This window comes from Catellatospora sp. IY07-71, assembly GCF_018326265.1.
GTDB lineage: Bacteria > Actinomycetota > Actinomycetes > Mycobacteriales > Micromonosporaceae > Catellatospora.
Map to the genome: position 1 here is coordinate 2,702,408 of NZ_AP023360.1, position 15,611 is coordinate 2,718,018.

15 protein-coding genes and 1 riboswitch are annotated in these 15,611 nt (G+C 71.9%); of the genes, 10 read left to right on the forward strand and 5 right to left on the reverse strand.

Translation table 11 applies throughout. The annotated features are described in order from the left end of the window. Positions 1 to 61: 61 nt before the first annotated feature. Positions 62 to 1,432: a pitrilysin family protein gene (locus CS0771_RS12230; protein WP_212841081.1), complete on the forward strand. Its 1,371-nt coding sequence runs from the start codon at positions 62 to 64 to the stop codon at positions 1,430 to 1,432. A 150-nt stretch (positions 1,433 to 1,582) separates the two neighbouring features. Beyond that, the gene (dapB, locus tag CS0771_RS12235; protein WP_203756187.1) at positions 1,583 to 2,338 is read left to right on the forward strand and encodes a 4-hydroxy-tetrahydrodipicolinate reductase; all 756 of its coding nucleotides are present in this window, start codon (positions 1,583 to 1,585) and stop codon (positions 2,336 to 2,338) included. A gap of 261 nt (positions 2,339 to 2,599) precedes the next feature. On the opposite strand, the gene CS0771_RS12240 is transcribed toward dapB, so the two are convergent. Further along, positions 2,600 to 3,172 (reverse strand): GNAT family N-acetyltransferase, encoded by a 573-nt coding sequence (locus CS0771_RS12240; protein ID WP_212841083.1) that lies wholly within the window; start codon positions 3,170 to 3,172, stop codon positions 2,600 to 2,602. Positions 3,173 to 3,219: 47 nt separating this feature from the next. On the opposite strand from CS0771_RS12240, the gene CS0771_RS12245 reads away from it, so the two are divergent. Beyond that, positions 3,220 to 4,461 carry a glycosyltransferase 87 family protein gene (locus tag CS0771_RS12245; RefSeq protein WP_212841084.1) on the forward strand — a complete coding sequence of 414 codons (1,242 nt, stop codon included), beginning with the start codon at positions 3,220 to 3,222 and terminating at the stop codon, positions 4,459 to 4,461. Here CS0771_RS12245 and CS0771_RS12250 read toward each other — a convergent pair. Further along, positions 4,372 to 4,902 (reverse strand): GNAT family N-acetyltransferase, encoded by a 531-nt coding sequence (locus CS0771_RS12250; RefSeq protein ID WP_212841085.1) that lies wholly within the window; start codon positions 4,900 to 4,902, stop codon positions 4,372 to 4,374. The two genes, CS0771_RS12245 and CS0771_RS12250, sit on opposite strands and share 90 nt — an antisense overlap. Before the next feature lie 158 nt (positions 4,903 to 5,060). Here CS0771_RS12250 and CS0771_RS12255 point away from each other — a divergent pair, with 158 nt between their 5' ends. Then, positions 5,061 to 6,251, forward strand: a complete 1,191-nt coding sequence (locus CS0771_RS12255; protein WP_212845788.1) for a winged helix-turn-helix domain-containing protein — start codon at positions 5,061 to 5,063, stop codon at positions 6,249 to 6,251. Continuing rightward, positions 6,248 to 6,766: a DUF2752 domain-containing protein gene (locus tag CS0771_RS12260; RefSeq protein ID WP_244870745.1), complete on the forward strand. Its 519-nt coding sequence runs from the start codon at positions 6,248 to 6,250 to the stop codon at positions 6,764 to 6,766. The genes CS0771_RS12255 and CS0771_RS12260 overlap by 4 nt, the downstream gene beginning before the upstream one ends. A gap of 87 nt (positions 6,767 to 6,853) precedes the next feature. Here CS0771_RS12260 and CS0771_RS12265 read toward each other — a convergent pair whose 3' ends face one another. Next, positions 6,854 to 7,669 carry a DUF4097 family beta strand repeat-containing protein gene (locus CS0771_RS12265; RefSeq protein WP_212841086.1) on the reverse strand — a complete coding sequence of 272 codons (816 nt, stop codon included), beginning with the start codon at positions 7,667 to 7,669 and terminating at the stop codon, positions 6,854 to 6,856. A 16-nt stretch (positions 7,670 to 7,685) separates the two neighbouring features. Further along, positions 7,686 to 8,171 carry a toxin-antitoxin system HicB family antitoxin gene (locus CS0771_RS12270; protein WP_212841087.1) on the reverse strand — a complete coding sequence of 162 codons (486 nt, stop codon included), beginning with the start codon at positions 8,169 to 8,171 and terminating at the stop codon, positions 7,686 to 7,688. Positions 8,172 to 8,337: 166 nt separating this feature from the next. On the opposite strand from CS0771_RS12270, the gene thyX reads away from it, so the two are divergent. The 5 genes from thyX to CS0771_RS12295 all read left to right on the forward strand — a co-directional run bounded on the left by thyX (position 8,338) and on the right by CS0771_RS12295 (position 14,937). Beyond that, positions 8,338 to 9,081, forward strand: a complete 744-nt coding sequence (gene thyX / locus CS0771_RS12275; protein WP_203756225.1) for an FAD-dependent thymidylate synthase — start codon at positions 8,338 to 8,340, stop codon at positions 9,079 to 9,081. Positions 9,082 to 9,122: 41 nt separating this feature from the next. Continuing rightward, positions 9,123 to 10,019: a 4-hydroxy-tetrahydrodipicolinate synthase gene (dapA, locus tag CS0771_RS12280; protein ID WP_212841088.1), complete on the forward strand. Its 897-nt coding sequence runs from the start codon at positions 9,123 to 9,125 to the stop codon at positions 10,017 to 10,019. A 129-nt stretch (positions 10,020 to 10,148) separates the two neighbouring features. Then, complete coding sequence (locus CS0771_RS12285; RefSeq protein WP_212845790.1) at positions 10,149 to 11,843, forward strand: ribonuclease J; 1,695 nt, start codon at positions 10,149 to 10,151, stop codon at positions 11,841 to 11,843. 112 nt (positions 11,844 to 11,955) lie between these two features. Then, positions 11,956 to 14,448, forward strand: coding sequence for a DNA translocase FtsK (locus tag CS0771_RS12290; protein ID WP_212841089.1), 2,493 nt, complete (start codon positions 11,956 to 11,958; stop codon positions 14,446 to 14,448). A 39-nt stretch (positions 14,449 to 14,487) separates the two neighbouring features. Then, entirely contained in the window at positions 14,488 to 14,937 is a 450-nt protein-coding gene (locus tag CS0771_RS12295) for a DUF3291 domain-containing protein (RefSeq protein ID WP_212841090.1), read from the forward strand. A gap of 235 nt (positions 14,938 to 15,172) precedes the next feature. Here the strand turns inward: CS0771_RS12295 and CS0771_RS12300 are convergent, their stop codons facing one another. Beyond that, positions 15,173 to 15,436, reverse strand: coding sequence for a hypothetical protein (locus CS0771_RS12300; RefSeq protein WP_212841091.1), 264 nt, complete (start codon positions 15,434 to 15,436; stop codon positions 15,173 to 15,175). 12 nt (positions 15,437 to 15,448) lie between these two features. After that, positions 15,449 to 15,504, reverse strand: a riboswitch (guanidine-III (ykkC-III) riboswitch). Positions 15,505 to 15,611 lie beyond the last annotated feature (107 nt).

A 15,611-nucleotide genomic window follows, 5' to 3' on the forward strand; every position in this document is an offset into this window, starting at 1 on the left:
GGGGAAGATCTCTTCCCCGCGGGCTGTGCCCGTTACCCGCACTTGAGGAACCGTGCCGCCCATGTCTTCTGCACCCGCCACCTCCGGCGAGCCCGTGCCGCAGCCCCGTGCCGAGAAGCGGCCGCGGCCGGTCACCCGTACGGTCGACACCGACCCGCTGGGCGGGACGGTACGGCGTACCGTGCTGCCCAACGGGATGCGGATCCTGACCGAGGCCGTGCCCGCGATGCGCAGCGTCACCTTCGGCATCTGGGTCGGCGTCGGCTCCCGCGACGAGGCACCGCAGCTGGGCGGGGCCTCGCACTTCCTGGAGCACCTGCTGTTCAAGGGCACCCGCAAGCGCTCCGCGCTGGACATCTCGGCGCAGATCGAGGCGGTCGGCGGCGAGACCAACGCGTACACCGCCAAGGAGTACACCTGCTACTACGCGCGGGTGCTCGACGAGGACCTGCCGCTGGCCATCGACGTCATGTGCGACGCGGTCGCCGACTCGGTGCTGGCCGAGGCCGACGTGGAGACCGAGCGCGGGGTGATCCTCGAAGAGATCGCCATGCACGCCGACGAGCCCGGCGACGAGGTGCACGACCTGCACGCCGAGGTCCTCTACGGCGACCACCCGCTGGGCCGGCTCATCTCCGGCACGGTCGAGACCATCACGCCGATGACCCGCAAGCAGATCAACAGCTTCTACCGCCGCCGGTACGCCCCGCCGGTGATCGTGGTGGCGGCCGCCGGCAACCTCGACCACAACACCGTGGTCAAGCTGGTCCAGCAGAGCTTCGCCGGTACGCCGCTGGGCGACGCGCCCGCCGCCGAGCCCGAGCCGACCCGCTCGCCGCACACGCGGGTCAAGCACCGGCCCGCCGGGGTCCTGGTCCGCGAGGACGACACCGAGCAGGCCCACCTGGTGCTCGGCGGACCCGCCCTGCACCGGCACGACGAGCGCCGTTTCGCCCTCGGCGTGCTGAACAACGTGCTCGGCGGCGGCATGTCCAGCCGCCTGTTCCAGCAGATCCGGGAGAAGCGCGGCCTGGCGTACTCGGTGTACTCCTACACCTCGCAGTACGCCGAGACGGGCAGCTTCGCGGTGTACGCCGGCTGCGCCCCCGCCAAGACCGACGAGGTGCTCGCCCTCATCCGCCAGGAACTCGCCGACACCGCCGCCCACGGCATCACCGCCGAGGAACTGCGCCGCGGCAAGGGCATGCTCAAGGGCTCCCTGGTCCTCGGCCTAGAAGACACCGGCTCCCGCATGAGCCGCCTCGGCAAGGGCGAACTCCTCCACGGCGACCTCATGTCCGTCGACGAGATCCTCCGCCGCATCGACGCCGTCACCCTCGACGACGTCAACCACATCGCCGCCAAAATCCTCACCACCCCCATGTCCCTGGCCGTGGTAGGCCCCTTCGACGCCTCCACCTTCACCCTCTGACCCCCACCGCCGGGCCTTTCCTGCGTTGATCATGAACTTATGGGCGTGTTCGACGGTGTGTCCCAACCCCGGCACCGTGATCAACTCTGTGCTGCGGCATACCGTGGGACATGCCGGGCGGGGATCGCGCGATCCGCTAGGTTGAGGCGCGTGACTGATGTTGTGGAGCCGCTGCGGGTCGGCGTGCTGGGTGCGCGGGGCCGGATGGGTGTCGAGGTGTGCCGCGCCGTCGACAAGGCCGAGGATCTCGATCTCGTCGCGATGATCGACCAGGGCGACTGGCTGTTCAACGCGTCCGATGCGGGCGCCCAGGTGGTCGTCGACTTCACCACGCCCGACGTGGTGCTGGACAACCTGCACTGGTGCATCGACCAGGGCATCAACGTGGTCGTCGGCACCAGCGGCTTCACCGACGAGCGCATCGCCCGGGTCCGGGGCTGGCTGGAGAAGAAGCCCGAGGTCGGGGTCGTGATCGCGCCCAACTTCGGCATCGGCGCCGTGCTGATGATGGAGTTCGCCGAGCGGGCCGCCCGCTACTTCGACTCCGTCGAGATCATCGAGCAGCACCACCCAAAGAAGGTGGACGCCCCCAGCGGCACCGCCCTGCATACCGCCCGCTTGATCGAGCAGGCCCGCAAGGCCGCCGGCCTGGGCGAGATGCCCGACGCCACCACCGAGGAGATGCCCGGCGCCCGCGGCGCCGAGGTGGGCGGGGTACGCGTACACAGCGTGCGCGCCGCCGGCCTGGTCGCACACCAGGAGGTCCTCTTCGGCGCAGCCGGTGAGCTCCTGACGATCCGCCACGACTCCTTCGACCGCGCCTCCTTCATGCCCGGCGTCCTCCTCGCCATCCGCGAGGTGGCCAAACGCCCCGGCCTGACCCTCGGCCTCGCCGCCCTCCTCTGACCCGCCTCGCCTCGCCGGGAATGCGCGGGGCTGGGCTCAGGACCGCTGTGCTCAAGATCGCGTTGATCTTGCGCGTGTTGTGGGTGCGACACGCCCTATCCGGGCATATCCCCAACACTTCGCGCAAGATCAACGCGATCTTCGCCTGTGCGCGCTCGGGGCGGTGAGTCGATCACGGCCGCGGGGTAGGGACACGCCGTCGAACACGTCCATAAGTTCATGATCAACGCGGCGGGGCCGCCGACGCGGGGGCGGGACCCGTCAGAGGGTGGTGTGGAGGCGGAGCTGGGGGACGAGGAGGTCGTCTACGTCGAGGGCGCGGGTGGTGCCGTCGGGGGCCCAGCCGGTGGAGGTGAGGAACTTGCGGGTGGCGGCGTCGGCGTCGAAGGCCCAGCAGACGGCGCTGGTGAAGGCGTCCTCACGCCACAGGTCGACGGTGGCGGCGAGCAGCCGGCTGCCGTGGCCGCGGCGCCCCCAGCGGGGCTCGACCAGCAGGTCCGTGATGGCTGCCACATCGGCGCGGTCGGCGGTGTGATCCTCGTCCGCGGCCAGTGCACCCTCGTCGAAGGGGCCGGAGGCGGCGAAACCCACCACGTATTCTTGTACGGCCTGCTCGGCCGCCGTCTGCTCGACGGCGACGAGCACCCGGTGCCGGGGCGTGGGGGGTGCGACGACGGCCTCCCGCCAGCGCTCGGCCAGGAACGCCTCGTCGATCTCGTCGAGGATGTGCCTGGGCAGCAAGCGCCGGTAGGCGACCCGCCAGGTCGTCAACTGGATACGCGCTATCTCGCCGGCGTCGTCGGGACGCGCCGGCCGGACGAACCCGACTGCCACGCCCGAAGCGTACCGAGCCCTGCCGGGCACTGATCAGGAGGTAGACGTTGAGCCGCGGACGGCAGATCGCGATCACGGCCGCGCTGGCGGTCGGGTCGCTGGTGTTCGTGGCGCTCTTCGCGCAGCGGCACGGCTTCTTCGACCTCAACGTGTACTACGGCGCGGTCCACTACTGGACCTCCGGCGGCGAGATCTACGACTTCGTACGCCCGAACAGCACCTACGGCTTCACCTACCCGCCGTTCGCGGCGCTCGCGATGCTGCCCATGGCGATCATGTCGTGGCCCGTCGCGATCGTGGTGAGCGCCACCGCGACGGTGCTGGTGACCTGGTGGCTGCTGCGGCTGCTGCTCGGCCCGGTGATCGCGCAGCAGCGCTGGACGCCCTGGTTCGCGCTCGCGGTCGCACTGTGCCTGGTCGCCGTGTACGAGCCGATGCGTGAGACGTTCCTGTTCGGCCAGGTCAACATGCTGCTGCTGGGCCTCGTCGCGGCGGACCTGCTGCTGTTCACCCGGCCGGGCAGCCGCTGGGCCGGGGTCGGCATCGGCCTGGCCACCGCGGTCAAGCTGACCCCCGGCATCTTCATCGTGTACCTGCTGATCACCAAGCGGTGGCGGGCGGCGATCACGGCCTCCGGCACGGCCGCGGCGGCGACGCTGGTCGCGGCGGCGATCGCCCCGGACGCCTCACGCGAGTTCTGGACCAGCGCACTGTGGGACACCGACCGGGTCGGCGTGCTGTCGTTCATCTCGAACCAGTCGCTGCAGGGCGTGGTCGCCCGGCTGACCACCGGCCACCCGAGCAAGGCGCTGTGGGCGGTGCTGGTGCTGGCCGTGCTGGCGGTGTGGTTCGTGCGCTCGCGCGCGGCGGTGGCCCGGGGCGACGAGGTCGCCGGGCTCGCCTTCACCGGCATCGTGGGCGTGCTGGTCAGCCCGGTCACCTGGGTGCACCACCTGGTGTGGCTGATCCCGGCGCTGGTGCTGGTCGTCGAGCGCGGGCTGGCCGCCCCGGCGGGCAGCGGGCGGCGGCGCTGGCTGCCGGCACTGGCCGTGGTGTCGTACGCCGTGCTGTCCAGCCGCCTGGTCTGGCTGTGGGAGGGCGACGTCGGCGGCTGGGACGTGTTCCTGGGCGCGAACGCGTACGTCTGGATCAGTCTGGCGCTGCTGTGCGTGACGCCGCTGGCGGGCGCCGGGCCCGCCTCAGCCCCGGCGGAGGGTGAGCCGAAGCTCGGGGATGTCGACGTCGCTGCCGGTGGGGCGGTAGGTCGCCCGCGCGCCGTCCGGGTGTAGCCCGTTCCGGGCGTAGAAGCGCAGCGCCCGGTGGTTCTCCGCGAGCGCCCACAGCCGCACCTCCGGCTGTGGCAGCTCGGCCAGCGCCGCGTGTAGCAGGGCGTCTCCGACGCCCGTGCCCCAGCGGTCCGGATGCACGTAGATGGCGAGGATCTCGCCGTGCTGCGGCTGCAGCGGGGCGCCGTCGAGTTCCTGGGCGCGGTACGGCCCGAGGCAGACGAACCCGGTCACCGTGTCCCCGTCGAGCGCGACCAGGTTGCGGAAGGGGTTCTCCGGGTCGGCCAGGCGGTCCAGGCGCCACCGCGTGCGGGCGTCGGCGTCCAGCGCGGCGAGGACCTCGGCGGGCACGATGCCGGCGTACGCCACCTGCCAGGCGCGGATGTGCAGCTCGGCCACGGCGCGGCAGTCCCCGGGCGTCTCGGCCCGCACGACGATCCCCATGACGGGAGAGCTTAGGAACGGCGCGCGCGGGCAGCAAAGCGTTAAGAAGGGCACCTTCTACTACGAATAGCGATAAGAAGGTGCCCTTCCTTTTCTGTCGGGGGTGCGGGGTAGCGTCGGGCGGCGTGGAGACGTTGTCGATCGCGCAGGCCCGGCGGATGGCGCTCGCGGCGCAGGGGTTCGCCGATCGGGCGCCGAAGGGTGCGGTGGGGGCGCGGCAGCTGCGCAAGGTCGTGGGGCGCACGGGGCTGCTGCAGATCGACTCGGTGAACGTGCTGCAGCGGGCGCACTACCTGCCCGCGTACAGCAGGATCGGGGCGTACGACCCGGCGGTGCTGGACTCGGCGAGCGCGCGCAGGCCGCGGTGGCTGTTCGAGTACTGGGGGCACGAGGCGTCGCTGCTGCCGGTCGAGCTGCAGCCGCTGCTGCGGTGGCGCATGGCGCGCGCCGAGGGCGCCTGGGGCGGCCCGCGCAGCATCGCCGCGCAGCGACCCGACTTCGTGGCCTGGGTGCTCCAGGAGGTGCGGGAGAAGGGGCCGGTCACCGCCGCCGAGATCGAGCAGGACGTGCCCAAGCCCAAGGACAACTGGGGCTGGAACTGGTCGGACGTGAAGAAGGCGCTGGAGTGGCTGTTCTACTCCGGCGAGATCACCTCGGCGGGCCGGACCACCCAGTTCGCCCGGCGCTACGACCTCACGGAGCGGGTGCTGCCCGCCGCGGTGATGAGCGTGCCCACCCCCGAGCCCGCCGAGGCGTACCGGCGGCTCGTCGAGATGTCGGCGCGCGCGCTCGGCGTGGCCGCCGAACCGGAGCTGCGCGACTACTACCGGCTGCCCCTCGACGGGGCTCGCGCCGCGATCGCCGACCTGGCCGAGGCGGGCGTGCTGATCCCCACGCAGGTCGAGGGCTGGGGGCGGCCGGCCTGGCGGCACCGCGACGCCGCCCTGCCGCGCCGGGTGGCGGTGTCCACGCTGGTCAGCCCGTTCGACCCGCTGATCTGGGAGCGCGGGCGCACCGAGCGGCTGTTCGACCTGCGCTACCGCATCGAGATCTACGTGCCTCAGGCGCAGCGCGTCCACGGGTACTACGTGCTGCCGTTCCTGCACGGGGGCCGGTTCGCGGCCCGGGTCGATCTGAAGGCCGACCGCAAGGCGGGCGTGCTGCGGGTGCCCGCCGCGTGGGCGGAGCCCGGCGTCGACGAACGGGCCACCGCCGAGGCGCTCGCGGCCGAGCTGCGGCGGCTGTCGGCCTGGCTGGGGCTGGGCGAGGTGGCCGCGCCGGAGCGAGGGGATCTCGCATCCGCGCTCGCCGCTGCGGGTGTGCGGGGCAGTGTAAGTTCAGTGTTGTGACCGAGGCCTCCGCCGCCATGCCCCCGCAGAGCCAGTTCGCGGAGGGCAGCCCTTTCACGCCCCCGCCCGTCGACCGGATCACCCGCTTCACCGACTGGCTGCGCGCGCACACCCCGGTGTGGCTGGCCCCGCTGGCGGCCCTGGGCTGCATCGGCGCCGCGCTCGGCTACACCGTGTGGGCCGACCCGGCCAACGTCGGCGCGGACGCGACGCCCGGCTGCCTGGTGAAGCTGCTGACCGGCTTCGACTGCCCGGGTTGCGGCGGCACCCGCGCCGCGTGGTATCTGCTGCAGGGCGACCTGCCCGCGGCCGCGCGGCACCACCTGGTCTTCGTCTTCCTGGTGCCGTTCCTGATCTACATGTACGTCGCCTGGGCCGGCAACCTGACCTTCAAGTGGAAGCTGCCGCAGCTGAAGGTGACCCCGCACACCATCGCGTGGGTGCTCGCCGCCTGGGGCGTCTTCATGGTCCTGCGCAACCTGCCCTGGGCCCCGTTCACCTACTTCTTCGTGTGACGGCGCTGATCACCGGTTCGTGTCAGGACCGGCGGTCGGCCCGCGCTCTCTGACACGCACCGGCGATCAGCTCCCGGCCCCCTGAGGTCAGGCCGGGATCGGGACGACGCGCCGCAGCGCGATGTCGCCCGAGGCGGTGCGGGCCTTGAGCGTCAGCGTCGTGGGGTTGGCCGTGGGCGGCGGCACGGGGCCGGCCATGTGCAGGTCGCTGCTGGTGCGGCCGGACGCGGTGGTCAGGTCGAGCCAGACGCCGGTGCCGGCGGCGACGCCGACGGAGATGTCGCCGCTGGCCGAGTTGAGCTTCACCTCGCCGCCGCGGGCCACCCCGATCGAGATGTCGCCCGAGGCGCTGGTGATCCGGGCGTCGTGGTCCACGCCGCCGATCTCCACGTCGCCGCTGGCGGTGTGCACGGTGACGGTGCGGCTGACGTGCCCGGTCCGCAGGTCGCCGGAGGCGCTGTTGGCACGCAGGTGGCCGCCGACCGCGCCGAGCCGTACGTTGCCGCTGGCGGTGTTGACGCTGGTGTCCCCGGCGACCTGGCCGAGCACCACGTCGCCGCTGGCCGTGTGCACCACGGCGTCGTGGAAGAGGCCCTCGCAGACGGCGTCGGCCGAGGCCAGCTTCACCGACAGCGCGCTGCCGGTGGGCAGCTCCACACGGACGAGCAGCCGGGCCCGGCGGAACAGCCGCCAGCCGCCGTGCTCGGGGGCGGCCACCAGCAGCCGGCCGTCCGTGAAGTCGATCTTCGTTTCGCGCATCGCCTCGGCGCTGCCCTCGCTGGCGTCCATCGGGGTGACGCTGACGTGAGCGGTGTCGCGGTCGGAGGCGACCACCTCCAGCCGCCCGGCGGCCAGGCGCAGGTCGGCGCGGACGGTGCCGCTGCAGGCGAAGGTCTGGTCCATGTCGGTCTCCTTCGGGTCAGGCCTGGGCGTAGCCGGTGACCCGGCGGCCGAGGTGGTGGGTGGGCGGGGTGGCCGGGCGCAGCGCGTTCGCGGTGGCGCGCACCAGCCAGGAGTTGACGGAGACGCCCTCGGCCGTGGCGGCCTTCTCGACGGCCTCCTTGAGCTGCTCGGGCAGGCGCAGGGTGAGGCGCGCCTGGTCGCCGCCCTCGGTCAGAGCCGGGTTGGGCGCCGGTGGCGGCGCGGTCTCGTACGCGGGCGGGGCGAGGTGGCTGACCACGAGGTCTGCCTCGCGGCCGCGGATGCGCACCTCGACGGTCGGGCCGTCGAGCTTGGTGGTGATCTCGGCGGTGGCGTCGGCCAGCACCTCGATCAAGCAGAGCCGGGCGGACGCGTCGAGCGCGAGCGTCAGCAGCTCGGCGGTGCGGGCGATGTCGTCGCCGGCGGGCGCCGCCGCGGCGGCGAGATCCCGCCGCAGCGATTCGAGGTACGGGGACAGGTCCATGACATCACTATGACGTCATGAATGACGTCGCGCAAGTGTCATCGTGATGTCAGGCGGCGAATCGATGACGTCATCGCGCCGATCGCTATCGCTTTCCGGACAGTGGCGGCCATATCCCACCAGCGGATCATCGCCGGCCGACGGCTAAGCTGGCCCCGTGACTGAGATGGTGAAGCCCCACGTGCAGTTGATCGCCTGGACCAACTTCCAGGCCCCGGCCGACGTGCCGTGGGAGACCGACGCCGAGGGCGGCCAGGCGCTGGCGGAGTTCGCCGGCCGGGCCTGCTACCAGTCCTGGACCAAGCCGAACCCGGCCACCGCCACCAACGAGGGCTACCTGCGCCACATCCTGGAGGTGGGTCACCTGTCCGTGCTGGAGCACGGCACCGCGACCTTCTACTTCACGGGCGTCTCACGTTCCTTCACGCACGAACTGATCCGGCACCGGCACTTCTCGTACTCGCAGCTCTCGCAGCGTTACGTGCCCGAGCGCGACGCGGCGATGGTGGAGCCGGCGGTGATCGCCGCCAACCCCGAGCTGCACAAGAAGTTCGTCGAGGCCAGCGAGGCCGCGGTGCGGGCGTACAACGAGCTGCTGGAGGGGCTGGAGGCGACCTTCGCCGACGTCCCGAACGCCACGCTGCGCCGCAAGCAGGCCCGCCAGGCCGCCCGCTCGGTGCTGCCGAACGCCACCGAGACCCGCATCGTGGTCACCGGCAACTACCGCGCCTGGCGTCACTTCATCGCGATGCGGGCGACCGAGCACGCGGACGTCGAGATCCGTGAGCTCGCCATCGCCACCCTGCGCCAGCTGCAGGAACTTGCCCCGAACGTGTTCGGCGACTTCTCCGTCAGCGCCCTGCCGGACGGCACGGAGATCGCCTCCAGCGTGTACACCTGGGAGTCGTGAGGCCAGCTCTCGACCCTGCTCCGGTCCGCTAGGTTGTGTGCATGACGAACGACGCTCAACGGCCATTCGGCCGCCTGCTCACCGCGATGGTCACGCCGTTCGCCGCCGACGGGTCGCTCGACCCCGACGGCGCGGCCGCCCTCGCGGTACATCTCGTCGACGAGCAGCGCAACGACGCGTTGGTCATCAACGGCACCACGGGTGAGTCGCCGACGACCACCGACGCCGAGAAGGAGGCGGTGCTGCGCGCCGTCGTCGCGGCGGTGGGTGACCGGGCGCAGGTGGTGGCCGGGGTGGGCACGTTCAGCACGCACCACACCGTCGAGCTGGCCCGGTCGGCCGAGAAGGCGGGCGCGCACGGCCTGCTGGTCGTCTCGCCGTACTACAACAAGCCGCCGCAGGCGGGCCTGATCCAGCACTTCACCACGGTCGCGGACGCGGTGGACCTGCCCGTGCTGCTGTACGACATCCCGCACCGCACGGGCGTCGCGATCAGCACCGAGACCATGGTCACCCTGGCCGGGCACCCGCGCATCGTGGGCGTCAAGGACGCCAAGGTCGACCTGGCCGCGGCGAGCTGGGTCATGCGCCGCGCCGAGTTCGCGTACTACAGCGGCGACGACGCGGCCACCCTGCCGCTGCTGTCGGTGGGCGGCGTCGGCGTGGTCGGCACCTCCACCCACCTCACCGGCCGCGGCACCAAGGACATGATCGAGGCGTACGAGCGCGGCGACGTCGCCACGGCCCGGCGCCTGCACCTCGAGCTGCTTCCCCTGTACACCGGCATCTTCCGCACCCAGGGCGTGATCCTGGTGAAGGCGGCGATGAACGCCCTGGGCCTGCCCGCCGGCCCGGTCCGGCCCCCACTGGTCGACGCGACCGAGGCGGAGCTGGCGCAACTGCGCATCGACTGCGCGGACGCCGGCCTGCCGATCTAGACGCCACCGGGCGGCCCGCGCCGCCCCAGCACGACGGTGCGTGCGCCGCGGCCCTGAACGGCAGCGCCCGCGCCGGTACACCTGAGGGAGTGATACATATTGACCGCGCCGCAAATGCCTGTACTGAATATGGACAGCGGGCGTAACGCGAATCTCGGCGCACCGCCGCCGCTGCCCGAAGGGGGCCTGCGGGTCATCCCGCTGGGCGGCCTGGGCGCGATCGGCCGGAACATGACCGTCTTCGAGTTCGGCGGCAAGCTGCTGATCGTCGACTGCGGGGTGCTGTTCCCGGACACCGCCGACCAGCCGGGTGTGGACCTGATCCTGCCCGACTTCGCGCCGATCCTGGACCGCCTGGCCGACGTCCAGGCCATCGTGCTGACGCACGGCCACGAGGACCACATCGGCGCCGTGCCGTACCTGCTCGCCCACAAGAGCGACATCCCGCTGGTCGGCTCCCAGTTCACCCTCGCCCTGATCGAGGCGAAGCTGGCCGAGCGGCGCATCACGCCGTACACGCTGACCGTCGCCGAGGGGCAGCGGGAGCGGCTCGGGCCGTTCGAGCTGGAGTTCTTCGCCGTCAACCACTCGATCCCGGACGCGCTGGCGGTCGCCATCCGCACCGAGGCGGGCCTGGTGCTGCACACCGGCGACTTCAAGATGGACCAGCTGCCGCTGGACGGGCGCATCACCGACCTGGCCGGCTTCGCCCGGCTCGGCGCGGAGGGCGTGGACCTGCTGCTGTCGGACTCGACGAACGCCGAGATCCCCGGCTTCGTGACGCCCGAGAAGCAGATCGGCCCGGTGCTGGCGTCGATCTTCGGCAAGGCGACCGGCCGCATCATCGTGGCCTCGTTCGCCTCGCACGTGCACCGGGTGCAGCAGGTCTTCGACGCGGCCGAGGAGCACGGCCGCAAGGTCGCCCTGATCGGCCGCTCGATGGTCCGCAACATGGGCATCGCCCGCGACCTCGGCCTGCTCAAGGTCAAGGCCGGCCTGGTGGTCAACATGGAGGAGGCGGCCAACCTGCCGCCCGACCAGATCGTGCTGATGTCCACCGGCTCGCAGGGTGAGCCGATGAGCGCCCTGGGCCGGATGGCGACCGGCGACCACCGGCACATCACCATCGCCCCCGGCGACACCGTGGTGCTGGCCAGCTCGCTGGTGCCCGGCAACGAGACGAGCGTGTACCGGGTGATCAACCAGCTCGCCCGCGCCGGCGCCAACGTCATCCACAAGGACGTGGCCAAGGTGCACGTGAGCGGCCACGCCCCGGCGGGCGAGCTGCTCTACCTGCTGAACGTGGTCAAGCCCAGCAACCTGATGCCGGTGCACGGCGAGTGGCGGCACCTGCGCGCGCACGCCCAGCTCGGCATCGACTCCGGGGTGGACCCGCAGCGCGTGGTGCTCTGCGAGGACGGCGACGTGGTCGACCTCGTGGACGGCCAGGCGAAGCTCGTCGGCCACGTGAAGAGCCGCTACGTCTATGTGGACGGCCTGGCGATCGGCGACGTGGGCGAGAGCCTGCTCACCGAGCGCCGGGTGCTCGGCGACGGCGGCTTCATCGCGGTCACCGTGGTGGTGGACTCGGTCACCGGCAAGGTGGTGGGCGGCCCGCTGCTGTCGGCGAAGGGCTTCAGCGAGGACCCGACGGCGTTCGATCCCGCCCTGCCGCTGGTCACCGAGGCGCTGGACCGCGCCGCGCTGGACGGGGTGACCGACGCGCACCAGCTCCAGCAGATCGTGCGCCGGGTCGTGGGCCGGTGGGTCAACGAGGCCTACCGCCGCCGCCCCATGATCGTCCCCTCCGTGCTGGAGGTCTGATCCCGACCGTCCGCTGTGGCTCCTCCACGTTGATCATGAAGTTGTGGATCCGACACGCCGCTTAGGCGTTTCGTGGATTCATGATCAACGTGGAGGGGTTACCGTGTTCGGCATGGCGGGCCGTACCTCCCAACCGAGCCGTCGTCGAGCAGCCACGCCGACGAAGGCCACGGCCGCGCGTACCCGACAGACAGCCCGCCAGCCCGCGCGGCGCACGCCCGCCCGCCGGCCGCGCGCCCGGGTGCGGCGGCCGCGTTTCACCACCAACCCCGCCGCGCTGCTCGGACGGCTGCTCGGCGCGATCTGGATGGCCGTCGCGCACGGTCTCGGCTGGCTCGTCCGCGCCGCCGGCAGCCAGGCCGCCAAGGCTCGCGACCTCGACCCCGAACACCGCCGGGACGGCCTGGGGCTGCTCCTGATCGGCCTGTCCGTGCTGTTCGGCGTGGCCATCTGGGGGCAGGGCGCGGGGCGGTTCGGCAGCTGGCTGGGCGACACCACCCGGTTCTTCATCGGCGCCACCGCCGCCGCGCTGCCGCTGCTGCTGTGCGTATGCGGGGTGCGGGTCATGCGCTCCGACGCCGACCCGGCGCAGCGGGGGCGCGGCATCGTCGGCTGGACCGCGCTCACCCTGGCCTCGACGGCGCTGCTGCACATCAGCATGGACCCGGTCGACGTGATCCAGATGGAGCAGGCGGGCGGCCTGCTCGGCAAACTCGTCGGCGGCGGCCTGGCGGGCTGGATCACCGGCTTCGTGGCCGGGGCGCTCTTCCTCATCCTGCTTACCTTCGGCGTGCTGGTGATCACCGCGACGCCGGTCAACAAGATCCCGGAGCGGCTGGCCGGGCTGCGTGACACCATCATGGGCGTGGCCACCCCGGCGCGCTCGGCCGAGGACGTGGACGAGGAGCAGGAGGTCCCGGCGCCGCGCCGGCGCAAGCGGCTCACCCCGCCCGCCGCGTTCACCGACCCGGACCCCGACGACGACTTCGCCGACGCGGAGATCGAGCGGCAGCTCGCCGAGCAGGAGACGGTCGCCATCGAGCGGGCGCCCCGGCCGCCGCGCCGCAAGGAGGCCCCGGCGCACACCCCGCCGCCCACCAAGACCGAGCAGCTGCTGCTGCCCAGCCTCGGCGGCGACTACACCCTGCCCCCGGCGAACCTGCTCAAGCAGGGCGAGGCGGCCAAGGCCCGGTCCAAGGCCAACGACGAGGTCATCGCCGCGCTCGCGCACGTGTTCGACCAGTTCGACGTGGACGCGGCGGTCACCGGGTTCACCCGCGGCCCGACGGTCACCCGTTACGAGGTCGAGCTGGGGCTCGGCGTGAAGGTCGAGCGCATCACCGCGCTGTCGCGCAACATCGCGTACGCGGTGAAGAGCCCCGACGTGCGCATCCTCAGCCCGATCCCGGGCAAGAGCGCGGTCGGCGTGGAGATCCCCAACACCGACCGGGAGGACGTGGCGCTCGGCGACGTGCTGCGCTCGCGTACCGCGTCCAGCGACCAGCACCCGATGGTGGTGGCGCTGGGCAAGGACATCGAGGGCGGCTACGTGGTGGCCAACCTCGCCAAGATGCCGCACATCCTGATCGCCGGCGCGACCGGCGCGGGCAAGTCCTCGTGCCTGAACTCGCTGCTGGTGTCGATCCTGGCGCGGGCCACGCCGGACCAGGTCCGGCTGCTGCTGATCGACCCCAAGCGCGTCGAGCTGACCGGCTACGAGGGCATCCCGCACCTGGTCACCCCGATCGTGACGAACCCGAAGAAGGCCGCCGACGCGCTGGAGTGGGTCGTCCGCGAGATGGACATGCGCTACGACGATCTGGCCGCGGCCGGCGTGCGCCACATCGACGACTACAACCGCAAGCTGCGGGCGGGGCAGATCAAACCGCCGCCGGGCAGCGAGCGGGTGCTCACGCCGTACCCGTACCTGCTGGTGGTGGTCGACGAGCTGGCCGACCTGATGATGGTCGCCCCGCGCGACGTCGAGGACTCGATCGTGCGCATCACCCAGCTGGCCCGCGCGGCCGGCATCCACCTGGTGCTGGCCACCCAGCGCCCGTCGGTGGACGTGGTGACCGGCCTGATCAAGGCGAACGTGCCGTCCCGGCTCGCGTTCGCGACCAGCTCGCTGGCCGACTCCCGGGTCATCCTGGACCAGCCCGGCGCGGAGAAGCTGATCGGCCGCGGCGACGGCCTGTTCCTGCCCATGGGCGCCAGCAAGCCGCAGCGCATCCAGGGCGCCTGGGTCAGCGAGAACGAGATCAACGACATCGTCGGGTTCTGCAAGCGCCAGCGCGAGCCGGAGTTCCGGCCCGAGGTGCTCGCCCCCGTTCAGGACAACAAGAAGAAGATCGACGAGGAGATCGGCGACGACCTGCAGCTGCTCGTGCAGGCGATCGAGCTGGTGGTGGTGTCGCAGCTCGGCTCGACCAGCATGCTGCAGCGCAAGCTGCGGGTCGGCTTCGCCAAGGCGGGCCGGCTGATGGACCTGATGGAGACCCGCGGCATCGTCGGCCCCTCCGAGGGCTCCAAGGCCCGCGAGGTCCTGATCAAACCCGACGAACTGGCCGAGGTCCTCGCCGGTCTCGGTGTCGACGACGACTGAGGATCATGGGGTACGCGGGCGCGGGCTAGGGTGTCCACCATGGACTTCCAGCTCGCGCAGGTGAACATCACCCGAATGCGGGCGCCGCTGAGCGACCCCGTGATGTGGGGCTTCGTGCGGCGGGCGGCGGCGGTCAACGTGCAGGCCGAAGCGGCTCCCGGGTTCGTGTGGCGGATACCCGACGATTCCGGCACCGAGGCCGTGTTCGGCCCGCTCGTCATGGCGAACCTGTCGGTGTGGGAGTCGGTCGAGGCGCTGCGCGCGTACCTCTACGGCGGGCTGCACCTGGACGCGATGAGGCTGCGTAAGAACTGGTTCGACAGCAGCGGCCTCGCGGCGCACGTCGCGCTGTGGTGGGTGCCCCGCGGCCACCTGCCCACCCTGGACGAGGGCCGAGCCCGCCTGGACCTGCTCGCCACGGAGGGCCCCGGCCCGCGCGCCTTCACCCTGGACCGACCCCACCCGCCGGACCGCACCCCCACCCCCTGACCCGCCCGCCCCCGCCGCCCCGCCCCGCCCCGCCTCGTGCGTTGATCATGAACTTAAGGACGTGTTCGACGGCGTGTCGCTGCCCTAACTTCATGATCAACGAGAGCGGGGTGCGGGGGGAGCGCGCCGGAGTGGTGCTGTTTCGGGGAAACTGCAGGCTGGTCGGGCTGGAGGGGTGCAGTTTCCCCGAAAGTGCAGCTCGGCGCACCTCGCGGGTGGCGGGTGCCGGGGTGGGTCAGGAGGCCGGGGTGGGGTCTGCGGGGCGGCGGGAGCGGAGGACGGAGAGCAGGCCGGCGGCGCTGACGGCGGACCATACGCCTTCGAGGAGCAGGAAACCCCAGTCCCGGCTGGTCCAGGCGAGCCAGGCGAGCACGCCGGCGCCGAGGGTGTTGGCGATCAGGTAGCCGAGCGAGCGGGGGCCGGTCCAGCCGAGCTGCGTGGCGACGTACCCGCCCAGCACGGTCAGGGCGCCCAGGATCTGCAGGACGTCATGATTCATGATCGTGTGTTCTGCGCGCCGTCTTGTCGGTCCGGGTACGGCGGGCACTCGTCCGGGGCGGGCGCCGTGGGGCGCGGCCGCCGGCCAGGGTAGCTCGGCACTCCGCCCAGGTGGGACGGGGAGGGTTAAGAAGGGCACCTTCTACTACGAAAACCGATAACAAGGTGCCCTTCCT